The 18,862-nt window shown below is 72.6% G+C and carries 19 protein-coding genes and 1 tRNA gene; 9 read left to right on the forward strand and 11 right to left on the reverse strand.

Annotated features, from left to right (window positions below):
* Positions 1 to 838, forward strand: an 838-nt coding sequence (locus ACPYOM_RS13970; RefSeq protein ID WP_481346423.1) for a DsbA family oxidoreductase, incomplete at its 5' end; no start/stop codon positions are given.
* Here the strand turns inward: ACPYOM_RS13970 and ACPYOM_RS13975 are convergent.
* The 3 genes from ACPYOM_RS13975 to ACPYOM_RS13985 all read right to left on the reverse strand — a co-directional run bounded on the left by ACPYOM_RS13975 (position 839) and on the right by ACPYOM_RS13985 (position 2,278).
* On the reverse strand, positions 839 to 1,486 hold the full coding sequence (locus ACPYOM_RS13975) for a carboxymuconolactone decarboxylase family protein (protein ID WP_481346424.1): 648 nt from the start codon (positions 1,484 to 1,486) through the stop codon (positions 839 to 841).
* Between the two features lie 115 nt (positions 1,487 to 1,601).
* Complete coding sequence (locus tag ACPYOM_RS13980; protein WP_481340866.1) at positions 1,602 to 1,802, reverse strand: hypothetical protein; 201 nt, start codon at positions 1,800 to 1,802, stop codon at positions 1,602 to 1,604.
* A 107-nt stretch (positions 1,803 to 1,909) separates the two neighbouring features.
* Positions 1,910 to 2,278 (reverse strand): hypothetical protein, encoded by a 369-nt coding sequence (locus ACPYOM_RS13985; RefSeq protein ID WP_481340865.1) that lies wholly within the window; start codon positions 2,276 to 2,278, stop codon positions 1,910 to 1,912.
* A 431-nt stretch (positions 2,279 to 2,709) separates the two neighbouring features.
* Here ACPYOM_RS13985 and ACPYOM_RS13990 point away from each other — a divergent pair, with 431 nt between their 5' ends.
* The 4 genes from ACPYOM_RS13990 to ACPYOM_RS14005 all read left to right on the forward strand — a co-directional run bounded on the left by ACPYOM_RS13990 (position 2,710) and on the right by ACPYOM_RS14005 (position 7,056).
* A complete protein-coding gene (locus ACPYOM_RS13990; protein ID WP_481340864.1) occupies positions 2,710 to 3,384 on the forward strand; it encodes a haloacid dehalogenase type II in 675 nt (224 codons plus the stop codon).
* 21 nt (positions 3,385 to 3,405) lie between these two features.
* Complete coding sequence (locus tag ACPYOM_RS13995) at positions 3,406 to 4,755, forward strand: aspartate aminotransferase family protein (protein WP_481346425.1); 1,350 nt, start codon at positions 3,406 to 3,408, stop codon at positions 4,753 to 4,755.
* Positions 4,756 to 4,832: 77 nt separating this feature from the next.
* Entirely contained in the window at positions 4,833 to 5,849 is a 1,017-nt protein-coding gene (locus ACPYOM_RS14000) for a phosphotransferase (RefSeq protein ID WP_481346426.1), read from the forward strand.
* Positions 5,850 to 5,886: 37 nt separating this feature from the next.
* Complete coding sequence (locus ACPYOM_RS14005) at positions 5,887 to 7,056, forward strand: ROK family transcriptional regulator (protein ID WP_481346427.1); 1,170 nt, start codon at positions 5,887 to 5,889, stop codon at positions 7,054 to 7,056.
* 379 nt (positions 7,057 to 7,435) lie between these two features.
* On the opposite strand, the gene ACPYOM_RS14010 is transcribed toward ACPYOM_RS14005, so the two are convergent.
* From ACPYOM_RS14010 to ACPYOM_RS14020, 3 genes are all read right to left on the reverse strand, one after another.
* A tRNA-Arg gene (locus ACPYOM_RS14010) sits at positions 7,436 to 7,511 on the reverse strand.
* Between the two features lie 162 nt (positions 7,512 to 7,673).
* Positions 7,674 to 8,141, reverse strand: a complete 468-nt coding sequence (locus ACPYOM_RS14015) for a hypothetical protein (protein WP_481346428.1) — start codon at positions 8,139 to 8,141, stop codon at positions 7,674 to 7,676.
* Positions 8,142 to 8,328: 187 nt separating this feature from the next.
* Positions 8,329 to 8,847: a hypothetical protein gene (locus ACPYOM_RS14020; RefSeq protein WP_481342481.1), complete on the reverse strand. Its 519-nt coding sequence runs from the start codon at positions 8,845 to 8,847 to the stop codon at positions 8,329 to 8,331.
* A gap of 444 nt (positions 8,848 to 9,291) precedes the next feature.
* On the opposite strand from ACPYOM_RS14020, the gene ACPYOM_RS14025 reads away from it, so the two are divergent.
* The 4 genes from ACPYOM_RS14025 (at position 9,292) to ACPYOM_RS14040 (ending at position 15,465) form a co-directional block, all read left to right on the forward strand.
* Complete coding sequence (locus ACPYOM_RS14025; protein ID WP_481346429.1) at positions 9,292 to 10,026, forward strand: hypothetical protein; 735 nt, start codon at positions 9,292 to 9,294, stop codon at positions 10,024 to 10,026.
* 275 nt (positions 10,027 to 10,301) lie between these two features.
* Positions 10,302 to 10,679: a hypothetical protein gene (locus tag ACPYOM_RS14030; RefSeq protein WP_481342479.1), complete on the forward strand. Its 378-nt coding sequence runs from the start codon at positions 10,302 to 10,304 to the stop codon at positions 10,677 to 10,679.
* 183 nt (positions 10,680 to 10,862) lie between these two features.
* Positions 10,863 to 14,984, forward strand: coding sequence for an AAA domain-containing protein (locus ACPYOM_RS14035; protein ID WP_481346430.1), 4,122 nt, complete (start codon positions 10,863 to 10,865; stop codon positions 14,982 to 14,984).
* Between the two features lie 55 nt (positions 14,985 to 15,039).
* Entirely contained in the window at positions 15,040 to 15,465 is a 426-nt protein-coding gene (locus tag ACPYOM_RS14040) for a tetratricopeptide repeat protein (protein ID WP_481343877.1), read from the forward strand.
* 111 nt (positions 15,466 to 15,576) lie between these two features.
* On the opposite strand, the gene mscL is transcribed toward ACPYOM_RS14040, so the two are convergent.
* From mscL to ACPYOM_RS14065, 5 genes are all read right to left on the reverse strand, one after another.
* A complete protein-coding gene (gene mscL, locus ACPYOM_RS14045) occupies positions 15,577 to 15,960 on the reverse strand; it encodes a large conductance mechanosensitive channel protein MscL (protein ID WP_481343878.1) in 384 nt (127 codons plus the stop codon).
* Between the two features lie 56 nt (positions 15,961 to 16,016).
* A complete protein-coding gene (locus tag ACPYOM_RS14050; protein ID WP_481343879.1) occupies positions 16,017 to 16,811 on the reverse strand; it encodes an SAF domain-containing protein in 795 nt (264 codons plus the stop codon).
* Between the two features lie 8 nt (positions 16,812 to 16,819).
* Positions 16,820 to 17,746, reverse strand: a complete 927-nt coding sequence (locus tag ACPYOM_RS14055) for an S-methyl-5'-thioadenosine phosphorylase (protein WP_481346431.1) — start codon at positions 17,744 to 17,746, stop codon at positions 16,820 to 16,822.
* A gap of 72 nt (positions 17,747 to 17,818) precedes the next feature.
* A complete protein-coding gene (locus ACPYOM_RS14060) occupies positions 17,819 to 18,187 on the reverse strand; it encodes an FmdB family zinc ribbon protein (RefSeq protein WP_481346432.1) in 369 nt (122 codons plus the stop codon).
* Between the two features lie 45 nt (positions 18,188 to 18,232).
* On the reverse strand, positions 18,233 to 18,862 hold a 630-nt coding region (locus tag ACPYOM_RS14065), incomplete at its 5' end, for a cation:proton antiporter domain-containing protein (RefSeq protein ID WP_481346433.1).

Raw genomic sequence — 18,862 nt, forward strand, 5'->3', positions numbered from 1 at the left:
CCCCCCCCCCCCCCTTCCCTCCAACACAAAAACCCCCCCCCCAGATTACTACGCGTCTCGTGGGCTCGGAGATGTGTATAAGAGACAGGACCCGAACGGGTCGGGGGCGCGACGTCGTTCCTCGCCGGCGTGGTTGGATGACGTGATGACCGTCCAGGCTGCCGCAGAGTCCACGACCCTCATCGAGCTCGACGTCTGGGGCGACCTCGTCTGCCCGTGGTCATGGATCGCCAAGCACCGGATCGAAGCCGCGATCCACGCCTTCGAGCGGCCCCACGACGTGTCGGTGCGGTTGCGGGCCTACGAGCTGGACCCCGAGTGGCCGGTCGGGCGCAACGACCGCGCGCAGGACCAGATCGGCTCGCGGACCAACGGTGACCCCGTCGCCGGGCACATCCTCAACGCCAAGGCCATCGAGGCGGCCGAGGCCCACGACCTCGTCTTCGACTTCGACACCGCGGTCATGGCCAACACCTTCGACGCGCACCGGCTCGTGGCCCTGGCGCGCGAGATGGGCGGCCGGGCCCTGCAGGCGGCTGCCGTCGAGCGCTTCTTCTCCGCGCACTTCCGCGAGGGGCAGGCGCTCGACGACCACGAGGTGCTCCAGCGCCTCTGCGCCGAGTGCGGCCTCGACGAGCGGCGGGTCGCCGCCGTGCTCGCGTCCGACACGTACGCCGACGACGTGCGCGCCGACGAGAGGCAGGCCCGCGACCTCGGCATCACGGTGACGCCGTTCGTCCTGGCCAACGGGTTCGCCGCCGTACCGGGGGCCCGCCCGGTCGAGGACTACCTCGCCCTGCTGCGTGGGGTCGCCGTGCAGGGTGGCGACGAGGCGTAGCTAGCCGGCGGCGGTCGGCGACGCGTCCCCGAGCGTCGTCGCCGAGGGCGCCCCGGCGCTGGGGCGGCCGAAGGACACCGCCTCGTCGACCGGCCCGGGCGCGGCCGAGCGCAGCTGGGCATCGGGCAGCGCCCCCAGGGCGGCGTTGACCATCGAGAAGGCCCGCCGCAGCGCGACGAAGACGGTGATGGCGAAGATCTGCCGGTCGTCGAAGCCGGCGGCGCGCAGCGGCTCGAGGTCGGCGGGTGTCGTGGAGTTGGCGTCGCGGGCGACGGTGCGCGCCCAGCCGGCGAGTGCGGCATCGGCGGGGTCGAGCGGAGCGTCGTCGCCGGCCAGCACCGCCGCGGCGACGTCCGGGCCCGCCTCGCCGGCGAGCCGGTTGCCCCACGCCAGGGCGCAGTAGGAGTCGCTGCCCGTGGCCGCGGCGGCGCTGATGAGGATGCCGCGCTGCCGGAAGGTGAGGCCGCCCAGGCGCACCATGTCGGCGAGGAGTCCGAAGAGCGTGTCGTGCGCCGCCGGGTGGTGCGCCCACAGGTGCGACAGGTTCATGACGAACCCCTGGGTGCCGAGGTCGCCCTCGAAGGAGGCGCGGACGGCGTCGGTCACCGGCGGCTCGGTGAGGAACCCGTGGGCGGGGTCGGTGGCCATCAGGCGCTCCGTTCGTCGTGCGACGCGTTCATCGTGGCACGGGCTGACGCGGAGTGTGGGCCGATCCTGCAGGGGCCGTTGGGCGCCGGCGCTCAAGCCCGGCCGATCGGGCTGGTCAGGCAGGCGTCGGCGCGACGGACAGGTCGATGCTGACGTCGACGGCTCGCAGCTCTCGCACCAGCGCGTCCTCGCGAGCACTCAGCTCGGCGAGGCGCGAGGCGTCGGGGGCTCGGGTACCGGAGGCGAGCGAGGCCCAGCGGACCTCGTCCTCGACCTGCGCCAGCTCGGCGACGATCGCTGCAACCGTTCTGCTCATGTGCTCGCCGTACCCGGCGCTCGCGGGCTTGGAACAGGTCGGCAGGTGACCTCGGCCGGGTCGCCCGCGAGTTCCCTGCGAGCGCGTCGGACTGCCTGCGGACGCGTTCAGTCCCGCTCCCACGGGGCGTCCTCGCCCATCTTGGCGTAGTACTTCGCGAGATGGCTGCGGACCCGGTCGACATCCGAGGAGGGCAGGTCGACACCACCGCGGGAACCCTGCATGACGGCAGCGGCCGCCATGACGCCACGGGGGACCGCACGCAGCCGACCGTCGACGACGTCGGCGATGAGCAGCTTGTAGGCCGTGAAGTTGTCCTTCTTGTCCTTGTCGTACCAGACGTGGGCGTCGCGGTACTTCTCGTTCGGCTCCTCCTCGGCGCCGGCCCAGGCGCGGACCCGCTTCTCGGCGGCGTCGCCGTCCCACTCGCGGTCGCGGTCGGCGAGCGGCAGGTCCTGGAAGCTCGTGACACTCATGCTGTCCGTCCTTTCTCCGACGCTGGTGCCGTGGAGCCGTACCCGGTCGGGCGCTCGGGACACCATGGGTCGGGGAGGGCGCCGGACGCGTCGGGCGCCCCGGGGCGGGACGTGGCGCGCCCCGCCGCGTTCGGGTGGCCAGGTCCGGGAGGCGAGTGCCTGGGTCCGGGGGCGCCGCGGCGGGGCGAGCGAGTCCGTGCAGTTCCGGTCCGGGGTGAGCAGGCCCGCGGGCCGCGTCACCGGTCCGGATCTCCACGGTGACACACGCGCGCGCTCGGTGGGAGATTGGCCGGCTGTGAGTTGGAGGGCGAGCGCAGGGCTGCTCTGCATTGCCAGTTCATGTTTCAGTTTGCAACTGGAACTAAGTCTGCTAGTGTTGAGCCCAGCACGAGGGTCCGTCCTCCCCACGCACACTCATCGAAAGGCGCACCATGAGCACCTCCACCTTCCGGCCGAAGTACGTCTCGTTCGACTGCTACGGCACGCTGATCAGCTGGCCGATGACCCCGATCACCAAGGAGCTGGTCGGCGACCAGATCCCGGCGGAGCAGTGGGACCAGTTCGTCGCCGAGTTCCGCGGCTACCGCTACGACGCCGTCCTCGACGCGTACTACCCCTACGAGCAGGTGCTGCAGAGCGCCTTCGACCGGGTCTGCCGCAAGTGGGGCATCGAGTCCGACCCCACGGCGGGCAAGCGGTTCGCCGACGGCGTCCGCAGCTGGGGCCCGCACCCCGACGTCGTCGAGCCGCTGAAGAAGATGGCCGAGCACTACAAGCTCGTCATCCTCTCCAACGCCAGCAACGACTTCCTCGAGGAGAGCGTGCCGCGGCTGGAGGCGCCCTTCCACGCCGTCTTCACCGCCGAGCAGGCCGGCTACTACAAGCCCCGGTACGCCGCGTTCGAGTACATGCTCGACCAGCTCGACGCCAAGCCCGAGGACTTCGTCCACGTGTCCTCGCACACCCGCTACGACCCGCTGCCGATGCACGACATGGGCTTCCGCAACCTCGTGCTGCTCGACCGCGGCTACGACCCGGTGCCGCCGGGCTACGGCCTCACGGTCGTGAAGTCCCTGGACGAGCTCAACACGCTGCTCGGCATCTGAGCTGCGACGAAGGTCCTCACCATGTCTTCCAGCCTCAGCCGAGCGATCGCCGGCTTTCCCAACGGGTTCGACCCCGGGGTGGTGGGCACACTTCCGCAGCATCTCCAGGAGACCATCCGGCGGCGGAACGAGGTGCTCGGCCCGGGCTACATGCTGATGTACCGCGAGCCGGTGGAGTTCGTCTGCGGTCGCGGAGCGCACCTGTTCGACCTCGACGGCAACGACTACCTCGACGCCTACAACAACGTGCCGTGCGTGGGGCACGCCCATCCCCACGTCGTCGAAGCGGTCCACCGCCAGATGGCGGCGGTCAACACGAACACGCGCTACGTCCAGGAGGCGCTGGTCGACTACGCGGAGCGGCTCCTGGCGACGTTCCCCAAGGGCCTGTCGAAGCTGAGCCTGGCCTGCAGCGGCTCGGAGGCCAACGACCTCGCGATGCGGGTGGCGAAGTACTACACCGGCGGCGAGGGAATCATCGTGACGCGGTGGGCCTACCACGGCATCACCAGCGAGGTCTCGCGGTTCTCACCGACTCTGGGCAAGGGCTCACCGCTGGGACCGAACGTCCGGCTCATCGACCCTCCTGACCCGCGACTCGTTGCTCCCGGATCCACGCTGGCCGAGCACATGCGCGCCCAGGTGCGTGCCGCAATCGACGACCTCGAGCGCCACGGCTACCGGCTCGCGGCCCTGGTCACGGACAGCGCCTACAGCAGCGACGGGATCTTCACCGACAGGGTCGGCTACATGCAGGCCGTGGTGGAGGAGGTCCACGCCGCCGGAGGCGTCTACATCGCGGACGAGGTGCAGTCGGGCTTCGCCCGCCTCGGGGACGCCATGTGGGGGTTCGCCCGCCACGGCGTGCTGCCGGACATCGTCACCCTGGGCAAGCCGATGGGCAACGGAGTGCCGCTCTCGGGTGTGGTCTTCCGGCCCGAGGTGTCCGAGGAGTTCGGGCGCAACGTCCGCTACTTCAACACCTTCGCCGGCAGCTCGATCCCGGTGGCGGCCGGGGCCGCGGTGCTCGACGTGTTCGAGGAGGAGAACGTGCAGCAGCGCGTCCTCGAGAACGGCACGGCGCTGCGAGCCGGACTCGAGGAGATCACCCGCGAGTCACCGCACGTCGCCCAGGTGCGCGGCAGCGGTCTGTACGTCGCCGTGGAGATCGTCGAGGATCTGGAGACGCGGGCGCCGGACCGGGCCCGAGCCGAGGACGTCATCAACGACATGCGGGATCGTCGAATCCTCATCAGCGGCACTGCCCGGGGTGCCAACGTCCTGAAGGTCCGTCCTCCGCTGGCCTTCAGCTCCGCCGATGTGACCCGGTTCCTGGAGACCTTCGCCGAGGTCGCCAAGGACCGTCTGTAGCAGCCCGGCCGAAGGGACCGACAGTGCACGCCTCACCACGCTCGAGCCCGGCTGAACGGCTCTTCGCCGAAAGCGGCATGAGGTCGTCGCACACGCCCATCGACGTGGGGCTCGTCAGCCTCCTCCTCGACGAGCACTACCACCTCTCCGGACGGCTCCACCCGCTGGCCACGGAGAAGGACGACACGTTCCGGCTCAGGGGTGACTCGGCCCGCTACCTCGTGAAGGTCTCACCACCTGACGAGGCCCGGGCGGTCGTCGAGTTTCAGACGGCCGCGATGCGCTTCCTCGAAAGCGCATCGCCCGAGCTGCCCGTCCAGCGGGTGAGGCTGACCGTGGACGGACGCGACCACGTGCTCATCGAGGCAGGTGACGGCACCGCCCGGGTGCTGCGCGTCTTCGACTTCGTCGACGGCGCGGTCTGGGCTCAGGTGAACGCGGACGGCGAGCAGCTCGCCAAGGTCGGCCAGATGCTCGGACGAGTCGACGTGGCGCTCGAGGCGTTTGCGCACCCGGCGGACCGCCGGGGCCTGGTGTGGGACATCCGGCACTTCCACGAGCTGACCGAGCTCGTCGAGCACACCCCGGATGCCGTGCACCGGCGGCTGGCCGACAGGGTGTTCGAGCTGTTCGAGGCAACCATCGTCCCGAGGCTGGACGACCTCGAGACGCAGGTGATCCACGGTGACTACAGCCCGTACAACGTGGTCGTCGACGAGCAGAGCGTCGACTACGTCACCGGTGTCATCGACTTCGGTGACACCATGCGCAGCGCGGTCATCTTCGATCCCGCGGTGGCGATGGCGAACCTGCTGGGCCGGACGTCGGAGCAGCCGTGGCGCGAGGCCTGCGGCTTCGTCGCCGGCTACGAGAGCGCCCGGCCGATCAGGGACCGGGAGCTGCCCCTGCTGCCGGCGGCCGCGTTGGCGCGGCTCACGCTCCGCGCGCTGATCACCAACTGGCGCGCGGAGCGCGTGCCGGAACGGCGCGACTACCTCCTGGCCCACGCCAAGGACGACTGGGTCAACGTCGAACGTGCCCTGGCGGTGCCCCTGGCGGACGTCGTTGCCCAGCTCCGGGGTTCGCCGTCGTGAGCAGCCCTGACCGACTCCGCATCGCTAGGGTCCTCGCGTGAGCAGCAACCCCACGTCCCGCGACTACAACAAGGCATCCGTCCTCGACGTGCTGCTGTCTCGGGCGCCGCTGACGCGCAACGAGGTCATCGACCTGACGGGCTTGAGCAAGGCCACGGTGTCGCGCGCCGTCGAGGAGCTTCGGGTGGACGGCTTCGTCGTCGACGGCGGAGTCGACGAGGTCGCCGGCCGTGGCCGCCGGTCCACGTACCTGGACGTGCCCGGCACGATGGGGCACGTCGTGGGCATCAGCTTCGGCATGCAGACGACCTGTGTCCTGGTCGCCGACCTCAGGGGTCGCGAGCTGGGACAGGTCATCGTGCCCACGGTGACCCGCGAGGAGGTCGGGAACACCGCGCAGTGGCTGGTCGCCCTGATGGCGGAGACCAGCGCTTCGGCAGAGGGGCCGTTGCGCCAGGTCGTCGTCGCGGTGCCCGGCCGGGTCCGGAACGGCACAGAGATCTTCGGCCCGGCGGAGTCGATGACGGTCTTCGCGGGCTCTGGCCTCCAGCGAGCCCTGGCCGACCTGGTCGACGCTCCCGTGCTCCTCGACAGCGATGCCAACGCGTCCTTGCTCGGGGTCCTCGTCGAGGACACCACCCTGCGAGATGCTGCTCTCTTCAGCGTGAGCAGCATCCTCAACGTCGCCGGCTGCACCGACCAGGAGCTCCTCCGAGGGCGGACGCCTGCCTTCGGCGACATCGGTGTGCTGTTCTCCGGGGTCGGCAGCGAGCCCCTCGATGGGCTCCTCAGCGTCAGCGGCCTGCTCCGGTTCGCTCGAGCGCGGGGACTCGCTCTTGAGCGCGTCGAAGATCTGTGGCTGCTACCCCACGACGACGGTCCGCGTGCCGAGGTGCTGGACGCCTTCACCACCGCCGTCGTCACCGCTGTCACCGCCGTCGCCGTGACGCTGGACCCGGAGTCGGTCTTCTTCGTGGGTCGATTGAGCCCGCTCGTCGACGAAGTCCTCCCCGAGGTGCGAAGGCGGCTCGACAAGAGCCTTCCGGCGGTTCCCGAGGTCAGGACGGTGACCCAGGTCCTCGGCCTGTCGGTGGCACGAGGAGCGGTGTACGCGTGCCTGGCGATGGCTCGGGAGCGGTTGGGAGACGCCGTGCTCGAGGCACGCCGCCAGGGCCCACACGCCCAGCAGCCCCTGCCAGCCTTCTGAGTGGACTCGCCGCCTACGGGCCGGCCCCTCATCGGGGGTTCACGAATCCGACCGACGCGGGCGTCTGCTCGAAGCAGCTCGTGCCATAGAGGCTTTCGTCCTCCCCTGCGCACGTTGTGGACACGTAGGGCGGCACCCAGGCGGGCGGCGAGGAACTCCGAGCCGGCGGGGGCGGTGAAGGTCCATCCGACGGTTTGACCGATTCGTCGCCAGCCACGGCGGCCTGGTTCTCGCACGCGCGAACCAGATGGCAGGCGCCACCTGGTCGGGCAGGGGGCGGGATGGCCCTCGGACGGCACGTGTGCGGATCGGAGTGGCGCACCATCTGGGACGGGGGAGGGCCACAGCGAAAATGGCCGTTGACCTGCGGAACGGCGTTTGGTGCCCCCGGCAGGATTCGAACCTGCGACACCCGCTTTAGGAGAGCGGTGCTCTATCCCCTGAGCTACGAGGGCGGGGGATGGCTGAGACCCTCGCTGGAAACCTCGCTGAAAGGGTCGCTGTAACCCTCGCTGTAACGAGGCCCGTCGGGCCGACCAACGGGGACAGGCTACTGGACCGCCGCCGCGGCCCCGCACACGAGGGCGCCGGGCACGCCGGTGGACCCAGCACGCCTTTCAGGGTCTGGCCGCGCGCCGGGACGCGACCTCGAGACCCAGACCGGCGAGGCCGAGAACCACGAGCAGGACCGACGGCACGAAGATCGGATCACTCCACTCGACGTCGGGCCCGTGGGCGTTCGGAGGCGGACCCGGGTAGTCGGCAGGACTGCCCGCCCGCCCGTTCATGAACCCCACCGCCAGGGCAGCCCCGACGAGGAGCTCGACGGTGCTGAGCACGAGCGAGGGACCGCGACGCTCGTCCGGTGCACGTCGCAGAACGATGGCCGCCGTGTAGACGAAGACCCCGGCGGCCAGGGCAAGCAGCAGACCCAGCGGCAGAAGCACCCCCTCCAGCCCGGCCATGGGTGACCGCCCCGCCACGACCAACGCGCCGGCGAAGACCAGCGCCGCCCCACCTGTGAGCACGTGGCCGAGGCCGATGATGCGTCCTGCGACGCTCCGGTGCCGTCGGGCGTTAGCCATGACCCATCGAAGCACTGCACGACGTGGCCAGCACGAGTTCGGGTGCTTGTTCTCCTCGCACGCCGCGGCAGTCCCGGAGCTCGCCGAACTCGGACGGCAGGGACCGCACGCCACGTCGCGGTGACCTGCGGTCCCGCCCCTCCCCCCTATCCCTGCCGCCGGTCACCGCCGAGGTCAGGGACGGCTGTCACGGAGCGATCTGCTCCTGCCCGAAGGCACCCATGAAGCTCACCGAGTAGTGGCCGTACGTCGCCGGGACGATGAAGGGGGACACCTGACCGTCCGGGGACCCGTCGATGACGATGTACCTGTTGTTCGGGTCCTTGGGCGTCGTCGGCGACGGCGGCGTCGACGACACGATGACCCGCCAGGCCGGGTCGTAGTCCTCGTGCCCGGCGCCCGCTCCGCCACCACCGGCGCCCGCGTGGCCGCATTCCGCGATCTGCGCGTTGCCGATGCCCCACGTGTTCGTGGCGTCGCCGGGCATGAGCGCGATCCATCCCCAGATGCCGCCCAGGCCGAAGATGTTCTGGCACGGTGCGCCCGGTTTCGTGCAGTTGAGCGAGATCTCCACCTGGTAGACGGCCCCGTTGTAGTCGCTGGCCGCGCGCGCCGAGGTCGCGCCGAGCATGGTTGAGGCGCCGGCGAGACCCAGCGCGACGAGGGTCGCCGTGGCATGACGCCTGGTGAGCCCGTGTCCGATCATGAGCGGTCCTTCCGCAGAACGGCCGGCATCGGAGCCGGTCTTCCGGGCCTGTGCTGGGCCCCCGAGCCGCAGGCTGCGTGCCACGTTAGGCCGACGTCGTCGGGCGCACCGTCGAACCGGCTGGACTGACAGGACATTCGCAGGTGGGGTCCCTTAAGGGAGGGATCGGCACGTTGGTCCTCCAGCCTGCTCCCATGCGGAGCGACGCCCCGGTTACCGCCTCGCTGAACCGGCCGCGAACGCGCCGGCCCGGCCTCGCCGGGCGGGCCTCGCCGGGCGGGCCTCGCCGGGCGGGTGGCGCCACGCGGTAAGCATCCGTCACCGCATCGACACGAACTGCTCACAGAGCCTCGCCTGCCGGTTCCCGTCCGGATGACGCCTCCCGTTTCGGGGCGGCGAACCCTCCCGTTCACCATCGACCATCAGCATCGGGAAGGACCACGCATGGCCACCGAACGCCCCTCGTCCTCCTCCGCCCTCGCGGCCGAGTCGCCCGCGCCGTCCAGACGCCGCGGCTTCCTGTTCTCCCTCCTTGCCGTCGCCCTCGCCAGCGCCTTCCTCACCTGGACGCTTCCTCGTGGCAGCGCCGACGCCCAGCCGGTCACCCTCGCCCACACCCACGAGGTGGCGCCGAGAACCGTGGCGCAGCAGGCGTTCCACGACCAGATGCGCAAGCTGTGGGAGGACCACGTCACCTGGACCCGGCTCGCGATCGTGACGTTCGCGGACGGCTCCGCCGGCTTCCCGGCGACCGCCGATCGGCTGTTGCAGAACCAGACCGACATCGGCGACGCGATCGTGCCCTTCTACGGAGAGGCGGCGGGCCAACGGCTGACGGCGCTGCTCCACGACCACATCACCATCGCCGTCGAGGTCCTGAAGGCGGCGAAGGCCGGCGACACCACCGCGTTCACTGACGCCAAGAACCGCTGGTACGCGAACGCGGAGGACATCGCCGACTTCCTGGCGCAGGCCAACCCGCGGTTCTGGCCCCAGGCCATGATGCGCGACGACATGCGGGTCCACCTCGACCAGACCCTGTCCGAGGCGGCCCACGAGCTGTCCGGCAGCTACAGCGCCGGCGTGACCGACTACGAGGCGGTGCACGCGCACATCCTCCAGATGGCCGACATGCTGAGCGGCGGCATCATCGGAGCCTTCCCGAGCTCGTTCCGCTGACGCCTCCCCCTGCGCGAACGGCCGGTGCGGCCGTCGCGCTGGGCATCCTGCCCCAGTCGAGTGCGCGACCGGACGCCCCCGCACACGTAACCGGCCGACGTGTGCGGGGGAGTCGCCGGTGCGGGCCAGCGGTTCGGCGCGTCCCTGGTTGACACCCGCGGAGTGCAGCGAGCCGTCGACGCGGTCGGTGCCGCGGCCGGACGTCGCCGCGGGATACTGGCCGGGCGGGACCGACAGACCGACTGACCGGACGACTCGCCGACGAAGGGCCAGCCATGGGAGGGACGCGCGCGCTGCTGTGCGCCGGCGCGTGCTGGCTCACGCTCGCCCTCCCCGGCCCCACGCTGGCCGCCTGCTCGTCCGGTGTCCCGGTGCCGGACCCCTCGACCACCATGGGCACGACTACGGCGACCATCGACGTCCTGCTGGAGACGCACTGCGGTGTGCGTTACCTCGTCGTCGACGGCGACTGGTTCGAGCGCGACGGCGGCCCGCTCGACGACGGTCGAGGCAACCCGCCGCCCGGGTGGGGCAACCCGTACCACGCCGGCCGGGTGGTGCTCAGCGACGACACCGCACTCTTCTCCGACGACGTCGGGCACCACGAGACCTTCCGGCGCCTGCCCACCGCGCCGACCATCGACTGCACCTGAGCTGCGCCTGAGCCGATGCCCTCCGCCGTGTCGCGTCCGCTCCGGAGCCCACCGCAGGCGTCCGCACGCCTCCGGACGCGTCCGAGGGCTGGCATCGACGGCCGCCGACACGGGACGCGGCACCCAGCCGACGCACAGGCGTCGGTCCCCGGCGGTGGGTTGCCGATTCGTTAGCCTGCAGGAATGACCGAAGCGCTCAGGCACGACCCTGCCCTCCCGGCCGAGTCGACCTCGGGCGACCCCCGCGCCGACCGCGTCGCGGCGGCGGTGCGGACGTGGCAGCGCGCCCTCGTCGACCTCGGTGGCCGCAACACCCTGCTGTGGTACCGCGACCTCCCCTCCGGCACGCTCGACCTCACCACCGCGCACCCCGGCGGGGTCTCGATGCTGCTCGCGGGGCGTCGTACGCGCCTGTCCGACCTGTTCCGCGAGCCTGCGGCCCTCGACGAGGCCCGCCGTCGCGCCCGCGCCATCCGCGCCAAGGCGCTCGAGCTGCGCGAGGAGCGCGGCATCGCCGCCGGGTTCGTCGCCATCGGGATGGCGACGTGGTCCGTGCCGCGGGCCGCACGGCCACCGGCCGCGCCCGTGCTGCTGCGTGCCTGCGTGCTGCGGCCCACCGGCGCCGCGCAGGACGACTTCGAGATCGACCTGGGCCCCGAGGTGGAGTTCAACCCCGTGCTGCGCGAGTACCTGCGCTCCGAACAGGGGATCGAGGTCGACGGCGACGCGCTGGCCGACCTCGCCACCGGCCCCTCCGGGTTCGATGCCCACCCCGTGTTCGCGGCGCTGCTCGAGCAGTGCGCCCACGTCTCGGACCTCGACATCGCGCCCCGGATCGTGCTCGGCACCTTCTCCTACGCCAAGCTGCCCATGGTCGCCGACCTCGCGCTGCAGGGCGGGTCGCTCGCCGACCACGATGTCGTGGCCGCGCTCGCGGGCGACGAGTCGGCCCTGGCGGCGGTGCGGCTGCGCGTGCCCGACAGCGACCCCGACCCCGACCCCGAGCACGAGTACCTCGTCCTCGACGCCGACTCCTCCCAGCACGCCGCGATCGACGCGGTCCGTGCCGGAGCGCACCTCGTCGTCAAGGGGCCTCCCGGCACCGGCAAGTCGCAGACCATCGCCAACCTCATCGCGGCGCTGGCCGCCGAGGGCAAGTCGACGCTGTTCGTCGCCGAGAAGCGCGCCGCCATCGACGCCGTCCTCACCCGCCTGGACCGTCTCGGTCTGGGCGACCTCGTCCTCGACGCCTACGACGGCCCGACGAACAAGCGCGCCACGGCGCTGCAGTTCGGCCGCAGCCTCGACGCCGCCCTCGAGCACACCGACAGCCCCAGTGACGGCACCGGCGCCGAGCTGCGGGACCGCCGGGCCCGCCTCCAGCGCCACGTCCGCGCCCTGCACGAGGTGCGCGAGCCGTGGGGCGTCAGCGCGCACGACGCCGAGCAGGCGCTCATCGAGCTCGGCATGCGCAGGCCGCCACCCACCTCCCGGGTCCGGGTCGCCGGCCGCGACCTGTCGGCGACCAGCCGGGCCCGAGCCGTCGAGCTCGGCCGTCGGCTGCGCGACGCCGCCGGACTCGGCGCGTGGGTCCGCGACGGCGACGACCCCTGGTTCGGTGCCCGCATCCTCAGCGCCGACGACGCGTCGCGCGCCCTCGAGATCACGACGCGGTACAGCACGACCGGCCTCGACGACACCGGCAACCGCCTCAACGGCATCCTCGCCGAGTCGCAGGTGCCGGCCGCCGAGTCGATCAACGTCTGGGCCTCGGCGTTCGCGACGATGTCCCGGGTCCGCGAGACCCTCGAGGTGTTCCGGCCCGAGGTCTTCGACACGCCGCTGCGCGAGCACATCGCCGCCACCGCCACCCGCGACTGGCGCGAGACGCGCGACGTCGAGATGGGCTGGCTCGACCGCTGGCGCATCCGCCGGCAGACCCGGCGCCTGCTGCGGCCGGGCCGCCCGCCGGCCGACCTGCACGACCGGCTCATGGCCGCGTCCGAGCAGCGCGAGCACTGGTACGCCCTCGTCGGTGGCGGCGGTCGCCCCGAGATCTCCCCACGACTCGACGAGGGCCTCGCGCTGCTCGCCGAGGTCAAGGGCGACCTCGACTGGCTCGACGCGCGGCTGCCGCAACGCGAGGACCAGCCGCCGCTCACCGACCTGCCGCTCGACGCGCTGCGCGACCGGCTCGCCGCCCTCGCCGCACGCCCGGACCGAGTCGCGGTGCTGCCCCAGGTGACGAGCATCCTCGACGAGATGCGCTCGGCCGGGCTGGGCCCGCTCGTCGACGACCTCGCGCGCCGCGGCGTCGCCACCGAGCAGGTCACCGCCGAGGTCGACCACGTCTGGTGGGCCTCGGTGGCGCAGGAGATCACCGTGCGCGACCCCGCGTACGGCGCGCACGACGGTGCGGGGCTGCGACGCGACGTCGCCGAGTACGTCGAGGCCGACCGCGCCCACCGGGAGGCCACGGTCGCCCGCGTTCGCGACGCCGTCGCCCGCAACGTCCGTGAGGTCCTCGGTGACCACCCCGCGCAGGAGGCCCTCGTCCGCGCGGAGGCCGGGAAGGCCCGGCGGCACAAGCCACTTCGCGACCTCGTGCCGCAGGCCTCCGCCGCGCTGACGGCGATCAAGCCCTGCTGGGCGATGAGCCCGCTCGTTGTCGCCTCGACGCTCCCGCCCGGCAAGTGGTTCGACGTCGTCGTCTTCGACGAGGCCTCGCAGGTGCAGCCGGCCCAGGCGATCTCGGCGATCAGCCGGGCGCGCCAGGTCGTCGTCGCGGGCGACGAGAGGCAGCTGCCCCCGACGAACTTCTTCACCGTCGTCTCCGACGACGAGTCCGCACCGGCCGAGGCCGACGAGACGCTGACCGAGGGCTTCGAGTCGGTGCTCGACGTCCTCGCGGCGACGCTGCCGACGCGCAGCCTCACCTGGCACTACCGCAGCCGCGACGAGCGCCTCATCGCCTTCGCGAACCAGGCCGTCTACGACGGCGGGCTGACGACGTTCCCCGGCACCTCGATCGACTCCGCCGTGACCTTCGAGCCGGTCGACGGGCAGGCCACCCTCCAGCCCGGCGTCGATGCCATCGAGACGACCGAGGCCGAGGTCGCCCGCGTCGTCGAGCTCGTCCTCGAGCACGCGCGCACCCGGCCCACGGAGTCGCTCGGCGTCATCGCCCTCGGCATCAAGCACGCCGACCGCCTCGACGACGCCGTCACGGCCGCGTTGCGCCGCGCGCCCGACGTCGCCGACTTCTTCGACACCGACCGGCCGGAGCGCTTCTTCGTCAAGAACCTCGAGCGGGTCCAGGGTGACGAGCGCGACGCGATCATCCTGTCCATCGGCTACGGCAAGACCCCGCACGGGCGGGTGCTGCACCGTTTCGGACCGCTCAACATGGAGGGTGGGGAGCGGCGGCTCAACGTGGCCATCACCCGGGCCCGCCAGCGGATGACGGTCGTGTCGGCGCTGCGCGCGTCCGACCTCGACCCGGAGCGGCTCAAGTCCCGCGGCGCCGTCATGCTCCGTGACTTCCTCGCCTATGCCGAGACCGGCGGCCGGCGCAGCGACGACGGCACGCTGTTCGCCGCCAACCCACCGACCGGCGACCCGCTGCGACGCGACCTCGCCGAGCGGCTGCGCCGCGAGGGCCTCACCGTCCACGAGGACTACGGCTCGGCGCGCCAGCGCATCGACCTCGCTGTCGAGGACCCCTACCACCGGGGGCGTGGCCTCATCGCCGTCGAGACCGACGGTGACCGGTACGCCGCGCTGCGCAGCACCCGCGACCGGGACCGGCTGCGCCCGGAGCAGCTGGCCCGGCTCGGCTGGATCCACGAGCGGGTCTGGAGCACGGACGTGTTCCGTGACCCCGCCCGCGAGATCTCCCGGATCGTCGCGATCGCCCGCGAGACACGCCTCTCCGGGACGGCGGCCGAGCCGGCCACCCGACCCGAACGGGAGGCAGCCGGCACCGCGGCGCAGACGGCGTCGGCTCCGGATGCGGCCGAACCGGAGGCGCCGACCACGTCGGGGGGTGCTGGTGCAGCCGACGGTGCCGGTGCAGCCGGTGCCCCCGACCCGGGCGACGGCGAGCCACGGCGGCGCAAGCGACGCCGCGTCTTCCGTCGTGGGACGGCGGAGACCGCGGCGGAGGACGTCCTCGAGGACCTCGCGCCGTCACCGGTCGGCGGCCGCAGCCGCGACGACACCGACCTCGGATGGGGTACCTCCCAAGCAGACGAGGCGAGCCGCGAGCAGTGGCTCCAGGAGCAGCGCCCCCCGCACTACGAGTGAGGACGCGAGAGGGGAGGACGGGAATGTCCCATCGGTCCATGGCGTTGGTGAGCCCATGAACACCACCCCCTTCCAGCTGCGCCTCTCCTTCGCGCAAGGGCTCTTCGAGCGGGGTGACCACCTCGCCGCAGCCACCGCGCTCGCCAACCTCGTCGACGAGGTCGACGCGCAGGCCACCGCTCCGGCCACGACCGGTGAGGCGGACTGGGCGCCTCACTCGACCACCGAGCTGCGTCTGCTGCTCGCCCGCGCCTACTTCCACTCGGCGCAGTTCCGGCATGCCGAGGAGACGCTGCAGCGGATCATCGAGGAGTGCCCGACCGATGCCTACGCGCACCTGCTGCTCGGCCGCACGCTGCAGCGCGCCGGCCGGCACGCCGAGGCGGCGCGGCCGCTGGCGCTCGCCGAGATCTACGGCGGCTACGAGCGTCCGCAGACCTACGGGGGCCCGGTACTCGGCCGGCCCCACGACGAGGACTGATCTCGGCAGCACCGGGGGCGTCGAGCGCGCGTTCCGGGCGTGCGAGGGGCGGGAGCAGCGAGCTCCCGCCCCTGTGGCACGTACCGGCCGACGTGGTGGCGGAACGGCCGGTCAGCGGGTGCGCAGGGCGTCCCGGATCTCGGTGAGGACGATGATCTCCTCCGTCGGCGCCTCGGGCTCGGGCTCGACGCCCCGCTTGCGCAGGGCCGCCAGCCGGTTGATCGGCAGCACGATGAGGAAGTACACGGCGGCCGCGACGCAGAGGAACCGGAAGGCCGCGTCGAGGACGAGACCGAGGGAGAACTGGGCGTTGTTGACGGTGAAGTTGCCGACCTTGCTCAGGTCCGTCTTGCCGAAGACCGCGGCGACGAGCGGCGTGATGAGCCCCTTGACGACCGCGTCGATGACGGCGGTGAAGGCCGCACCGATGACCACGGCGACGGCGAGGTCGACAACGTTGCCGCGCTGGAGAAAGTCTTTGAATCCCTTGAGCATGAAGGCCTCCCTCGAGTCTGCGGACCCCGAGCCGGGACCGGGCATCGGCTGCGAGCCTAGTGCGGGAGCGCTCCGGGCTGCCGGATGGCGACGACGAAGCTCTGGCCGGCCTCGAGGGCGCTGAGGCCACGGGCCACCCGGGTGGCGTCGTCGGGCCCGAGCGACAGGGTGACCTGCGGCGGGTGGGCTGCGCCGAGCGCGCCGGCCTCGCCGGCCTCCCGCACCGCGAGGACGACGACGTCGGAGGCCGCCCGCTCGCCCGTACCGGTGGCGTAGAGGTCGACCCGGGCACCGGGTCGGGCACCGGCCCCCGACGCGTCGAGGACGGGGACGGTGAGCGCGACGTGGTCGGTCGGCTGGCCCGCCAGGACCGAGCCGCCGAGGAGCCGGCTCGGGACGACGACCTCGCGGGCGAGGAGTGGACCCGCCGCCGTCGCGCCGAGGACGGCGTCGACGTCGGAGGCCGCGCCGTCGGGGCGCTCGGCAGGTGGACGCGACACGACGGTCAGGTCGTCGACGCCGAGCACCGCACCCGCGGCGACGTCGCGGACCGCGACGACGGTCGGCAGGCCGACGGTCCCCGATGCTCGCGGTGACAGGGCGCCGACGCCGGCCCACACCGCGACCCCGGCGAGCAGCGCTGCGAGCCCGCGCCGCCACCGCAGCCGCCGCGCGGCCCGGCGGCGCGGTCCGTTGGCGGTGCCGCCCCGGGCGGGACGGCAGGCCCGGTCGGCGCGGTCGCCCCGGACATCACGACCAGCGCGGTCAGCGAGCCCACCACGGCCGGCGCGCACCACCGGGCCGCCGCGTCCGCCACCGCCCGCCCGGCGCCCGAGGAGCCGTGTCGTCACCCCGGCCATCACGGGAGAGGGAAGGGCAGCTCGAGCCCGTCGAGGGCGCGGCGGCAGGCGCACGTCGCGAGGTCGTCCGCCTCGTGCGTCGGGAGGCTGCCGATCGCGTCCCGGAGCACGGCCTTGAGCCGCTCGACGTTGGTGCCGAACACGCGCAGCACCTCCTCGTGGGTGACGGCCGGGCCGCCCTCAACCCCCGCGTCGGCGTCGGTGACGAGCGCGATCGTCGTGAAGCAGAGCGCGAGCTCGCGGGCCAGCGCGGCCTCGGGCATCGTCGTCATCCCGACGATCGACCAGCCGGCCTGCTGGTGCCACACCGACTCGGCCCGACTGGAGAACCGGGGTCCGTTGACGACGACGAGCGTGCCCTGGGCCTCGACGTCGAACCCGGCGCGCCCGGCGGCGTCGACGGCGACCCGACGCCCGTTCGGGCAGTACGGGTCGGCGAAACCGACGTGCACCACCGGCCCCTCGACGTCGTACACCGTGTGCTCGCGACCCCAGGTGCGGTCGACGACCTGGTCGGGGACGACCACGGTCCCCGGCCCCTGGTCCGCGCGGAGGGAGCCGACGGCGCACGGCGCGAGCACCTGGCGGGCGCCCACCGCGCGCAGCGCCCAGAGGTTGGCGCGGTAGTTGACCCGGTGCGGCGGGAACCGGTGGCCCTTGCCGTGCCGTGCGACGAAGGCCACCGACCGGCCCCCGACCTCGCCGACGACGAGGGGGTCGCTCGGGCGGCCGAACGGGGTGTCGACCTCGACGGTCTCGTACTCGTCGAGGAAGTCGTAGAGCCCGGAGCCGCCGATGACGCCGATCTCGGCACGCGGGCCGCCTCCGGCCCCGGACGCCGCGGCGGACGCAGCGCCGGTCACGGCGCCGGGCGCGAGGAGGGCGGTGGGCTCGGCGTCGGGGTGGCCGGCGGCGTCAGTCGTCATGGCCCGAGCCTAGGGCGGGGCCCCCGGCGGGATGCCGGGGCGACCCGGACCTGGGGAGGAAGCCCCGCAGCGTCAGGAGGATGTGGACGAGGAGCCCGCGGCAGCCGTCGAGGACGAGGACGAGGAGGACGACGAGGACGAGGCGGCGGGGGAGGACGACCCCGTCGAGGAGGAGTCCGACCCGCCGTTCGAGCCCCCGGCCGAGGAGTCGGCCGACGACGAGGTGCTCGCGGCCTTCGAGCCCTTGCCGCTCGAGTTGGACGCGCGGGAGTCGGTCTTGTAGAAGCCCGAGCCCTTGAACGCGATGCCGACCGGGTGGATCACCTTGCGCAGCCGCGGCTGGCCGCACTCCGGGCACACCGTCAGGGCGTCCTCGGTGAACGACTGGCGGATGTCGAAGGCGTGCCCGCACTCGGTGCACGCATAGGAGTAGGTGGGCATGAGGACCTCGGTGATCGGAAAGAGACGGGAAGACCGTCGTCCAGTCTACGACCAGCCCGCGAGGCGACCGGCGCGGCTGACCGCCCGGATGCGCTCGACGGTGCGCCGCCGGACCGTCGTGGTGGCCACGACGAGGAACTGGTCGCCGTGCCGCAGGGTCGTGTGCGGCTCGGGGACGAACCCCTCGCCGCCCCGCACGACGAGCGTGACGTTGGCGCCCCGGGGCAGGCGCAGCTCGAAGAGGGCCACGCCGTGCAGCCGTGACTCGCTCCCCACGGACACCTTCACGACCTCGGCGCCGATCTCGATGAGCGGCGTCGACTCGAGGTCGACGTCGACGGAGTGGACGCCCTCGGTGAGCCCGAGCCGGCGGGCCACCCAGGGCAGCGTCGGGCCCTGCACGACGGTGAAGACGACGACGAGCATGAAGACGAGGTCGAAGATCCACTCCGTGTCGGGGGTCCCGGCGGTCAGCGGGACGGTCGCCAGCACGACCGGGACGGCGCCGCGCAGCCCCGCCCACGACAGGAAGGCCTGCTCGCGCCAGGGCACCCGGAACCACACCGTCGACAGGAACACCGACAGCGGCCGGGCCACGAGCAGCAGGACCAGCCCGATGACGACCGCCGGGACCAGCTGCTCGTCGAGGCGGGTCGGGTCGGCGAGCAGGCCGAG

The sequence above is a fragment of the Monashia sp. HAY1-2A genome, assembly GCF_056755315.1.